Here is an 11,232-nt window from a genome sequence, read left to right as displayed (position 1 = left end):
TACAGTGCAGTCGCGAGGGTCTCCAGGTTTGTCGTCACAAACGAACCAACGAGACCCTCGCTTTATGCACCCGAAGACATCGGACTTACTCGTCTAGGCCCCGTCCGGGCGACGGCGGGCCCGCGGGCATCGGCGGGCTCAGCCGGCTCAGCGGGCCATGATCAGGGACATCGCCTCGTTGCGGGTGGCGGGGTCGCGGAGCTGGCCGCGGACCGCCGAGGTGATGGTCTTCGCGCCGGGCTTGCGGACGCCGCGCATGGTCATGCACATGTGCTCGCACTCGATGACCACGATGACCCCGCGGGGCTCCAGGATCTCCATCAGGGAGTCCGCGATCTGCGTGGTCAGGCGCTCCTGCACCTGGGGGCGGCGGGCGAACACGTCCACGAGGCGGGCCAGCTTCGACAGGCCGGTGATCTTGCCGTCGGTCGACGGGATGTAGCCGACGTGCGCGACCCCGTGGAAGGGCACCAGGTGGTGCTCACAGCTCGACATGACCTCGATGTCCTTCACGAGGACCATCTCGTCGTGGCCGATGTCGAACGTCGTGGTCAGGACCTCTTCGGGCCGCTGGTACAGGCCGGCGAATATCTCCCGGTACGACCGCGCCACGCGCGCCGGGGTCTCCAGGAGACCCTCCCGCTCCGGGTCCTCGCCGACCGCGATCAGGAGCTCGCGAATCGCCGCCTCGGCGCGCTTCTCGTCGAACTCGCCGATCGTGCCCTCGTCGCCGGTCAGGGTCACTGGGTCGGTCATTTCTTCCTCGTTCCTGTGTGCACAGCGCTCGCGGCCACCCAAGTATGACCAGATGAAAGTGCCGCGCCCCCCAGGCTAGAACCTGGGGGGCGCGGCTTCCATTCCGGGTGGATCAGGCCTCAGGGCGGTCCTCGGGGGCCACCTCGATGCCCTTCTCCGTCGAGACCGGCGAAACGGCGGTCGTCGCCGAGGTGCCGTTCGCCGAGTTCGTCAGCTGGAGCTCCTTGGGAGAGAGCACCGGCGGACGGGTGGAGGGGGTGCGGCGGGAGGAGCCGGTCCACGCGGGGCGGGCCGGACGCTTCACGATCGTCGAGAAGATCTCGGCGATCTGCTCCTTGTTCAGCGTCTCCTTCTCCAGCAGCGCGAGGACCAGGTTGTCGAGGACGTCACGGTTCTCGACGAGGATCTCCCAGGCCTCGTTGTGCGCGGTCTCGATGAGCTTCTTGACCTCTTCGTCGACCAGCGCCGCGACCTCTTCCGAGTAGTCCCGCGGGTGCGACATCTCGCGGCCCAGGAACGGCTCGGTGTTGTCGCCGCCGAACTTGATCGCACCGAGACGCTCGGTCATGCCGTACTGCGTGACCATGGCCCGCGCCGTGGCGGTGGCCTTCTCGATGTCGTTCGCCGCGCCCGTGGTCGGGTCGTGGAAGACCAGCTCCTCGGCCGCGCGCCCGCCCAGCATGTACGCCAGCTGGTCGAGCATCTCGTTGCGCGTGGTCGAGTACTTGTCCTCGTCGGGCAGGACCATGGTGTAGCCCAGAGCCCGGCCGCGGGACAAGATCGTGATCTTGTGGACCGGGTCGGAGTTCGGGGAGGCCGCCGCGACCAGGGCGTGTCCGCCCTCGTGGTACGCGGTGATCTTCTTTTCCCGGTCCGACATGATCCGGGTCCGCTTCTGCGGGCCCGCCACGACGCGGTCGATCGCCTCGTCCAGCGAGTGGTTGTCGATCAGCTTCTTGTCCGAGCGGGCCGTGAGCAGCGCGGCCTCGTTCAGGACGTTGGAGAGATCGGCACCGGTGAAGCCGGGCGTACGGCGGGCGACGGCGCCCAGGTCCACGTCCGGGGCGACCGGCTTGCCCTTCTGGTGGACCTTGAGGATCTCCAGACGGCCCTGCATGTCCGGACGGTCGACCGCGATCTGCCGGTCGAAGCGGCCGGGGCGCAGCAGTGCCGGGTCGAGGATGTCCGGACGGTTCGTGGCGGCGATCAGGATGACCCCGCCCTTCACGTCGAAGCCGTCCATCTCGACCAGCAGCTGGTTGAGGGTCTGCTCGCGCTCGTCGTGACCGCCGCCGAGACCCGCACCGCGGTGCCGGCCGACGGCGTCGATCTCGTCGACGAAGACGATCGCCGGCGCGTTGGCCTTGGCCTGCTCGAACAGGTCGCGGACACGCGAGGCACCGACACCGACGAACATCTCGACGAAGTCGGATCCGGAGATCGAGTAGAAGGGGACACCGGCCTCGCCCGCGACGGCGCGCGCGAGCAGGGTCTTGCCGGTGCCGGGCGGGCCGTACAGCAGCACGCCCTTGGGGATCTTGGCGCCGACGGCCTGGAACTTCGCCGGCTCCTGGAGGAACTCCTTGATCTCGTGGAGTTCCTCGACGGCCTCGTCCGCGCCCGCGACATCGGCGAACGTCGTCTTCGGGGTGTCCTTGGTGATGAGCTTGGCCTTGGACTTCCCGAAGTTCATGACTCGGGAGCCGCCGCCCTGCATCTGGTTCATCAGGAACAGGAAGACAACGACGATGAGGACGAAGGGCAGGAGCGAGAGGAGAACGCTCAGGAACGGGCTGGTCTTGTCCGGAGTGACGGAGTACCCGTCCGGGATCTGACCGGCGTCGTACTTGGTCTGGAGGCTCTGGGCGAGCTGGACGCCCTGATCCCCGATGTAGTTGGCCTGGAACTTGGTGCCGTCATGCTTGCCGAGCTTCTGGCCGTCGCGCAGCTCGATCTTGATCATCTGGCTGTCGCCGGTGGTCAGCTTCGCTGTCTCCACCTGGCCAGTGTTGATCGCCTTGATGACCTCGCTGGTGTCCACCGACTTGTAGCCGCCGCCGGAGCCGACGACATTCATCAACACGACCACGGCGAGGACGGCCAGCACGATCCACATGACCGGCCCACGGAAGTATCGCTTCACGTCCATCCATACGGGGCGCCAGGCACCCCGTCCCTCCTGCCCGTAGGTAAATGCTGCTGTGAGTAAAGACTGTTCTTCGGAATGTACCCCTGTATTGTCACCCGCGGCCCCGTGGGACGGCTGACAGACCCGCCTTCCCCTGCTCCAACGGCGGGAATCGCCCACAGGTTCCCCGGAGCCCGCGGTGCTTTCCCGCAGGGCCCCGGAGACCGGGAGCGGCCGGGAGCGGGATCAGCCGCCGTAGACGTGCGGGGCGAGCGTGCCGACGAACGGCAGGTTGCGGTACTTCTCCGCGTAGTCGAGGCCGTAGCCCACCACGAACTCGTTGGGGATGTCGAAGCCGACCCACTTCACGTCGATCGCGACCTTCGCGGCCTCGGGCTTGCGCAGCAGCGTGACGACCTCGAGGGAGGCCGGCTGGCGGGAGCCCAGGTTCGACAGCAGCCAGGACAGCGTCAGACCTGAGTCGATGATGTCCTCGACGATCAGGACGTGCTTGTCCTTGATGTCGGTGTCCAGGTCCTTGAGGATCCGGACCACACCCGAGGACTGGGTCCCGGCGCCGTACGAGGACACCGCCATCCAGTCCATGGTGAGCGGGGTGGACAAGGCGCGCGCCAGGTCCGCCATCACCATCACGGCGCCCTTGAGCACACCGACGATGAGCAGGTCCTTGCCCGCGTACTCCGCGTCGATCTTCGCAGCCAGCTCGGCCAGCTTCGCGTCGATCTCTTCCTTGGTGATGAGCACCGACTGGAGGTCGTTGCCCATGTCCTTCTCGTCCACCCGCATCACTTTCGTTGTCGGCCGGGGCTCCGGGGGTGTCCCCGGAGGACTCAGCCGTGTTTCAGCACCAATCAGCCCTGCCGGATGACAAGTCTGCCACCCTGCCGCTGGGCCTCGACCCGGCCGGGCAGGTTGATGGCGCCCTGGCCGCGCCATCCGGTGATGAGCCGGTCGACTTCCTCGATGTGGCGGGCGAAGAGGGAGCCCGCGGGAGAGCCCGCGGCGACCACGGCCCTGCGCAGCACCCGGCGGCGGACGGCCGGGGGCAGGGCGTACAGCTTGGCGCACTCCAGGCGGCCGTCCGCGTCCCGTACGCCGGTCTCGGCCTCGGCGGCCCAGGCGTCGAGGGCGTCGGCGTCGTCGCGGGAGAGCTGGGCGGTGCGGGCCAGCGCCTCGACGACCCCTTTGCCCAGCGCCTTCTCCAGGGCGGGCAGTCCCTCGTGGCGCAGGCGGGAGCGGGTGTAGGCGGGGTCGATGTTGTGCGGGTCGTCCCAGACGGCGAGGGACTGGACCATGCAGGCCTTGCGGGCGGTCTGCCGGTCCAGCTGGAGGAAGGGGCGGCGGTAGCGGTGGCCGCGGCCGGGGCCTCCGGACTTTTCGGCCATGCCGGACAGCGAGCGGATCCCGGAGCCGCGGGCGAGGCCCAGCAGGACGGTTTCGGCTTGATCGTCCCGGGTGTGCCCCAGGAGCACGGCGACGGCCCCGAGGCGGTCTGCGGCCTCGTCCAGGGCCCCGTAGCGGGCATCGCGGGCGGCGGCCTCGGGCCCGCCGTCACGGCCGACGCGCACGGCGACGGACTCCACCGGGTCGAGGCGGAGTGCGGTCATGCGGGTGACGACCTCGGCGGCGCGCAGGTCGGAGCCGGCCTGGAGCCCGTGGTCGACGGTGATGCCGCCGGCCCGGATGCCGAGTTTGGGGGCCTCGAAGGCGAGTGCGGAGGCGAGCGCCATGGAGTCGGCGCCGCCGGAGCAGGCGACGAGGACGAGTGGCCGGGTGCCCGCTGCGGTGCGAGGGTCGGCGGGGGTGTCGGTGAGGTCGGTGAGGACGTCGTGGAGTACGCGGCGGACCGCCAGGCGTATCGCCGCGACCGCAGGATGGGGACCCATGTCCGGTGCCCTTCGATGGAGTTCGGATGCCTCGGAGGCTTTGGGGGTGTGGTGCGCTGGGGGTGGTACTCGGTACCCCCGCGGGGCGGGGGCTGTCAGTCAGGGATGTCACTCAGAGTGCGTCGATGGTGACAGAACCGAGCCGTTCCCCGAGCATCGCACGCCCTTCCACGGCCCACGGTCCCTCGGACGGGTGATGCTGCTTCCCCCAGTGAGACATGTTTAGGCCTGTCCGTCACGTATGGGGAGGGTGAAGGACCCCGTACGTGACGGACAGGCCTGAGCCCCTTGAGTCACCCTCAGTCGCTCTGTTCGCTCCCCTTGCGGTGGACCCGGGTCACCCACTCGGCGGGCCTGGCGATCTCCGCTTTGGTCGGCAATGTGTTCGGGGAGGTCCAGACCCGGTTGAAGCCGTCCATGCCGACCTGGTCGACGACGGCGCGCACGAAGCGCTCCCCGTCGCGGTACTGGCGCAGCTTGGCGTCGAGGCCGAGGAGCTTGCGCAGGGCGGAGTCGAGGCGGCCGGCCCCGCTGGCCCTGCGCTGCTGGAACTTCTCGCGGATCTCGGCGACCGAGGGCACCACCTGCGGGCCGACGCCGTCCATGACGAAGTCGGCGTGGCCCTCCAGGAGGGACATGACGGCGGTGAGGCGGCCCAGGATCTCGCGCTGCTCGGGGGTCTGCACGAGCTCGACGAGGGAGCGGCCCTCGTCGCCGTGCTCGGCGTCCGGGCGGGCTCCCACGAAGGACTGGGCGGCCTCCCGGATGCGCTCCAGCACGGTCGCCGGGTCCACCTCGGTGGCGCCCAGGAACGTCTGGATTTCGCCTTCGAGGTGGTCCCGCAGCCACGGGACGGCCGTGAACTGTGTACGGTGCGTCTCCTCGTGCAGGCAGACCCACAGCCGGAAGTCGTGCGGGTTCACCTCCAGCTCGCGCTCGACGTGCACGATGTTGGGGGCGACGAGCAAAAGCCGGCCGCCCGAGGCCGAGGCCGGCAGGTCGCGCGAGACCGGGGCGAAGGTCTCGTACTGGCCGAGGACCCTGGAGGCCAGGAAGCTCAGCAGCATGCCCAGCTCGACGCCGGTGACCTTGCCGCCGACCACGCCGAGCACGGCTCCGCCGGGGGCGCCCGCGCGGCGGTCCTGCATTTTGGCGAGGAGCGGCTGGAGCAGCTCGCGGAACCCCGCGACGTTGGCCTTGACCCAGCCGGCCCGGTCGACGACCAGGACGGGGGTGTCGGGGACGGCGGACCCTTCCGGGATCATCCTGGTGAACTCGCGCACGTGTCGTTCCGAAATCCTGGCGTGCCCGCGCAGCTCCGCGACGACCGCCCGTGCCTCGTCCCGGGTGACCTCCGGCCCGGGACGCACCAAGCGGGTCGCGGTCGCCACCGCGAGGTTCCAGTCGACCATCTCCGCACCACTGATGCTCGTCATGCGTCAACCGTACGTGGGCAGGGCGCCCTGCGGACCCCCTCGGGCCCGGCCCGGACGGACCTACGAGGTGGCCGCGACGGCCGCGGCCAGCTTGTCGAGGGCCTTCTCCGCGCCCTCGGGGCCGGGGGCGTTCGCGGTCAGGAAGGCGAAGGCGAGCAGTCGGCCGGAGGAGTCGACGACGGTCCCGGAGAGGGAGTTCACGCCGGTCAGGGTGCCGGTCTTGGCCCGGAGGAGGCCCGCGGCCGGGGAGGTGCCCGCGTTGCGGCCGCGCAGGGTCCCGGTGAAGCCGGCGACGGGCAGTCCGGTCAGGACCGGCCGCAGCTCCGGGCGCTGCGGGTCGGCGGCCTTGGCGAGGAGGCCGGTCAGCAGGCCGGCGCTGACCTTGTCGGCGCGGCTCAGGCCGCTGCCGTCGGCGAAGCGGGAGCCCGGGCTATCGACCCCGAGGGCGGCGAGCTTGGCGGCGACGGCCTTCTCGGCGCCTTCGAAGCTGGCGGGCTGCCCGGAGGCGAGGGCGGTCTGGCGGGCGAGGGCCTCGGCGATGTCGTTGTCGCTGTTGGTCAGCATCCGCTCGACGAGCCCGGCCACCGGGGTGGAGAGGGTGGTGGCGAGCGGCTGGGCGGAGGCGCCCGCACCGGCGGCGGCCTTCGCCTCGGCGGGTTCGCCGGTGACCTTGATGCCGCGCTCGGTGAGCAGGGTCCGGAAGGCGCGGGCGGCGTCCTTGGAGGGGTCCTCGGTCCGGTCCACGGGCCCGGACGTGGAGTCGTCGGGGCGACCCTCGTCGGCCATCAGGGCGGTCACGAGCGCGATGTTGGGGTTGACGCCGATCGGGTGGCGGGCGGGGCCGGTGTAGAGGCTGTCGTCGTAGCCGAGGGTCACGGTGTCGGTTCCGGCGGCCTTGAGGGCCTGCGCGGTGTCGGCGGCGAGCGCGACGAGGCTGCCGCCGGATCCGGCGGGTCTCTTCTTCTTCGCGGTGAGGGAGGGGTCGCCGCCGCCGACCAGGACGATCTGTCCGGGAGCGGCTCCGGGCACGACGGTGGTCCTGATCCGGTGCTCGGGCCCGAGCGCGGACAGCGCGGCTGCAGCCGTGACGATCTTGACGGTGGAGGCGGGGGTCATGGCGTCCCGCGCCCCGGACTCGTAGAGGACCTGCCCGGTGGCGGTGTCGACGACGGAGGCGGTACGGACGGTGCCGAGCGCGGGGTCGGCGAGCAGCGGCTTGAGCGCGGCGGCGAGCTTCCCGGAGGCGGCGGGGACGGCCGCCTGCCCCTGCGGGACGCCGGGGCCGATCGCGCCGAGCACCCCCGGCGCGCTGGGGGCGGCCTGCGGCAGGAGCCCGGAGCCAGGCCCGCGGCCGTGATCTGCGCCACCCGTGAGGCCCCAGGAGGCGGCTCTGTCCCGCTCGGCCTTACGCTGGCCGGAGTCCCACGGACCGGCGGCGGCCACCGCTGCCACCGACAGGGCGAGGCCGGCGACGGCCGCACCCGCGATGAGCTGCCACGACTTGACCAATGGCACCTCGGACCAGCCCCTTTCGCGATCACACATATGCGTGAGGGACACTTAACCATTGCGTCTTGCCGCGAGCATGGCACCCCACCCGGCAGGGCCGGGGCGGTCGCGCACGCAGGTGAATCAAACGCAGTCTCGAAGCAATGAAGCTGATCATGGAGGAGCAGGACGTGGAGTTCGACGTCACCATCGAGATCCCCAAGGGTTCGCGGAACAAGTACGAGGTGGACCACGAGACCGGCCGGATCCGTCTGGACCGTCGCCTCTTCACCTCGACCAGCTACCCGGCCGACTACGGCTTCGTCGAGAACACCCTCGGCGAGGACGGCGACCCGCTGGACGCGCTGGTCATCCTGGACGAGCCGACCTTCCCCGGCTGCCTGATCAAGTGCCGCGCCATCGGCATGTTCCGCATGACGGACGAGGCGGGCGGCGACGACAAGCTGCTCTGCGTGCCGGCCTCGGACCCGCGTGTCGAGCACCTGCGCGACATCCACCACGTCTCCGAGTTCGACCGCCTGGAGATCCAGCACTTCTTCGAGGTCTACAAGGACCTGGAGCCGGGCAAGTCGGTCGAGGGCGCGAACTGGGTCGGTCGCACCGAGGCCGAGGCCGAGATCGAGGCCTCGTACAAGCGCCTTGAGGCGCAGGGTGGCCACCACTAGGCTCCGCCGGTGAGCAGGGTCGGGGGAATCCCCCGGCCCCTTGGCTTCGACAGTGGGCGGCACCCCCGCGATGGGGGTGCCGCCCACTGTCGTTTTCGCGCCACACCCGCACGGCACCCGCACGGCATCGGCACGGAACGGGCTGGCTTCGCCATGGAGCAAACGGTTCCGCATACTGGTACGGCAGGTGATCACGGACTGGAGGACGCGTGGCGGAGGCCGACGGGGCAGAGGACAGGAAGCCCCAGTCCGACGAGGCGCACAGCGCCTTCACGCCGCCGCCCGGAATGGAGCCGGACGCCCTCGACGAGGACCAGCCCACCTCGGAGTTCGCCCGTCCGGCCGGCGCCGAGCCGGTGCAGCCCGAGCCCGGGGGTTCGGCCTTCGCCACCCCGGCCACCTACAGCGCCGCGCACTCCCCGCCCGCCTACACCCCAGGCCAGGACTTCCACGTCGTCCAGCTGAAGGAATCCCCCTGGCAGGACCGCATGCGCACGATGCTGCGCATGCCGGTCGACGTGCGGCCCGTACCGGATCTCGTGCACCGGCCGAGCGAGTCCGGACCCGCCGTGGGCCGCGTGCTCGACCTGACCCTGCGCATCGGCGAGCTGCTGCTCGCGGGCGGCGAGGGTGCCGAGGACGTGGAGGCGGCCATGTTCGCGGTGACCCGCTCCTACGGGCTGGACCGCTGCGAGCCCACCGTCACCTTCACCCTGCTGTCGATCACCCACCAGCCCTCGCTGGTGGACCACCCGGTCTCGGCGAACCGGACCGTGCGCCGCCGCGGCACCGACTACAACCGACTCTCGGCCGTCTACCGGCTGGTGGACGACATCAGCGCCCCCGAGATCGACGTCTCGCTGGAGGAGGCCTACCGGCGCCTCGCCGAGATCCGCCGCAACCGGCACCCGTACCCCGGCTGGATGCTCACCGCCTCCGCCGGACTGCTCGCCGGCGCCGCCTCCACCCTGGTCGGCGGCGGGGTGCTGGTGTTCATCGCGGCGGCGCTCGGCGCGGTCCTCGGCGACCGGCTGGCCTGGCTGTGCGCCGGCCGCGGGCTGCCGGAGTTCTACCAGTTCGTGGTCGCGGCCATGCCGCCCGCCGCGATCGGGGTGGCGCTGAACATGACGGCGATCGACGTCAAGGCCTCCGCGGTGATCACCGGCGGGCTCTTCGCGCTGCTGCCCGGGCGGGCCCTGGTCGCGGCCGTGCAGGACGGCCTGACCGGCTTCTACATCACCGCCTCCGCCCGCCTGCTGGAGGTCATGTACCTCTTCATCGGCATCATCATGGGCGTGCTGGTCGTGCTGTACGTCGGCCTGCAGTTCGACGCCTCCCCCCGGCCGGAGGAGGTCCTGGAGATCCAGCAGCGGCCGCTGATCCAGATCGCGGCTTCGATGGTGCTGGTCTTCACCTTCGCGATCCTGCTCCAGCAGGAGCGTTCCACCGTGCTGATCGTGACCCTCAACGGCGGGGTCGCCTGGGTCACCTTCGGCGCCCTGCACTACGCCGGCCACATCCCGCCCGTGCCGTCCACCGCCATCGCCGCCGGGCTGGTGGGCCTCTTCGGGCAGCTCTTCTCCCGCTACCGCTTCGCCTCCGCCCTGCCGTACGTGACGGCCGCCATCGGCCCGCTGCTGCCCGGCTCGGCGACGTACTACGGGCTGCTGCTGATCGCCGAGAACCGGCTGAACGAGGGTCTGGCCTCCCTGGTGAACGCGGCGGCCATCGCGCTGGCCATCGCCATCGGGGTCAACCTGGGGTCGGAGACGTCCCGGCTGTTCATGCGGATCCCGGGGGCCGCGAGCGCCGCGAAGCGCCGTGCGGCGAAGCGGACCCGAGGCTTCTAGCCGTACGGGGTGGCTGATGCGATGTCCCTCGCGCGGCTCACCGATCGGGGCTCCGCCCCGGACCCTCCCCCAGACTCCGTCCGGGGCCCCCTCCTCGAACGCCGGAGGGGCTGAACAGGGCGGCGGCGCTGAAGCGGCTAGCGCTTCGCGTGGCGGCCGCGGGTGCCCGGGGTCTGGGGGCCAGAGCCGTCGACGGCGGCGACCTCGGGCTGCGCCTCGGCGCCGTTCGCCTTGTTCTCCTTGCGGGCCTTGAGCACCTCGAAGATCACCGGGATGACCGAGATGAGGACGATGGCCACCAGGATCGGCTCGACGTTCGTCTTGATGAACTCGATCTGGCCGAGCCAGTACCCCGCCATCGTGACGCCCGCGCCCCAGCCGATGCCGCCGATGACGTTGTACGTCAGGAAGGTGCGGTACTTCATCGAGCCGGCGCCGGCGACCATCGGGGCGAAGGTACGGATAATCGGCACGAAGCGGGCGAGCACGATGGCCTTCGGGCCGTGCCGGTCCATGAACTCGTGCGCCTTGTCGAGGTTCTCCCGCTTGAAGAGCTTGGACTTCGGCCGGTTGAAGATCTTCGGCCCGAAGAACTTGCCGATCATGTAGCCGACCTGGTCACCGAGGATCGCGGCGGCCACGATCAGGGTGCAGACCAGCCACAGCGGCTGCTTGATGTACTGCCCGTCCGCGACCAGCAGGCCCGCCGTGAACAGCAGGGAGTCGCCGGGCAGGAACGCGAAGAGTCCCGACTCGGCGAAGACGATGACCAGGATGCCGATCAGGCCGAAGTGCGAGATCAGGTAGTCCGGGGACAGCCACTCAGGGCCGAGCGCAATCGTGTACACGGGTTCCGGACTCTCCTGGATCGGGGGGCGTGCCGGGGGCAGCAGGCTGTTGCGGGCAGGGTAAAGGCGGTTTCAATTATCAACGCACACGACCCCCTCCCGGTTCCAGCTACCGGAGGGGGTCGGATGCGTG

The 11,232-nt window shown here is 70.4% G+C and carries 8 protein-coding genes and 1 pseudogene; 2 read left to right on the top strand and 7 right to left on the bottom strand.

The annotated features are described in order from the left end of the window. Nucleotides 1-147 precede the first annotated feature (147 nt). The 6 genes from folE to dacB form a co-directional block, all read right to left on the bottom strand. Complete coding sequence (gene folE, locus IF88_RS0110160) at nt 148-756, bottom strand: GTP cyclohydrolase I FolE (protein ID WP_030709476.1); 609 nt, start codon at nt 754-756, stop codon at nt 148-150. 112 nt (nt 757-868) lie between these two features. Next, on the bottom strand, nt 869-2,905 hold the full coding sequence (gene ftsH, locus IF88_RS0110155; RefSeq protein ID WP_030709474.1) for an ATP-dependent zinc metalloprotease FtsH: 2,037 nt from the start codon (nt 2,903-2,905) through the stop codon (nt 869-871). A 225-nt stretch (nt 2,906-3,130) separates the two neighbouring features. Next, the gene (gene hpt / locus IF88_RS0110150; RefSeq protein ID WP_030010907.1) at nt 3,131-3,691 is read right to left on the bottom strand and encodes a hypoxanthine phosphoribosyltransferase; all 561 of its coding nucleotides are present in this window, start codon (nt 3,689-3,691) and stop codon (nt 3,131-3,133) included. A gap of 65 nt (nt 3,692-3,756) precedes the next feature. Next, nucleotides 3,757-4,791: a tRNA lysidine(34) synthetase TilS gene (tilS, locus tag IF88_RS0110145; protein ID WP_030709472.1), complete on the bottom strand. Its 1,035-nt coding sequence runs from the start codon at nt 4,789-4,791 to the stop codon at nt 3,757-3,759. 299 nt (nt 4,792-5,090) lie between these two features. Then, entirely contained in the window at nt 5,091-6,227 is a 1,137-nt protein-coding gene (locus IF88_RS0110140; protein ID WP_030709470.1) for a zinc-dependent metalloprotease, read from the bottom strand. Between the two features lie 60 nt (nt 6,228-6,287). Then, complete coding sequence (gene dacB, locus IF88_RS0110135; RefSeq protein ID WP_051836682.1) at nt 6,288-7,772, bottom strand: D-alanyl-D-alanine carboxypeptidase/D-alanyl-D-alanine-endopeptidase; 1,485 nt, start codon at nt 7,770-7,772, stop codon at nt 6,288-6,290. A 134-nt stretch (nt 7,773-7,906) separates the two neighbouring features. Here dacB and IF88_RS0110130 point away from each other — a divergent pair, with 134 nt between their 5' ends. Together IF88_RS0110130 and IF88_RS0110125 are read left to right on the top strand one after the other, a co-directional pair. Beyond that, nucleotides 7,907-8,401 carry an inorganic diphosphatase gene (locus IF88_RS0110130; protein WP_008742522.1) on the top strand — a complete coding sequence of 165 codons (495 nt, stop codon included), beginning with the start codon at nt 7,907-7,909 and terminating at the stop codon, nt 8,399-8,401. Between the two features lie 209 nt (nt 8,402-8,610). Beyond that, nucleotides 8,611-10,251, top strand: a complete 1,641-nt coding sequence (locus IF88_RS0110125; RefSeq protein ID WP_030709466.1) for a threonine/serine ThrE exporter family protein — start codon at nt 8,611-8,613, stop codon at nt 10,249-10,251. A 167-nt stretch (nt 10,252-10,418) separates the two neighbouring features. On the opposite strand, the pseudogene IF88_RS0110120 reads toward IF88_RS0110125, so the two are convergent. Further along, nucleotides 10,419-11,099 (bottom strand): annotated as a pseudogene (locus IF88_RS0110120) (DedA family protein); the annotation flags it as partial. Nucleotides 11,100-11,232 lie beyond the last annotated feature (133 nt).

Origin of the sequence: Streptomyces sp. NRRL F-2580 (genome assembly GCF_000720115.1) — a bacterium.
Lineage (GTDB): Bacteria > Actinomycetota > Actinomycetes > Streptomycetales > Streptomycetaceae > Streptomyces.
Note: the sequence above shows the minus strand (reverse complement) of the source record. Positions and strands in the feature narration are given on the sequence as shown.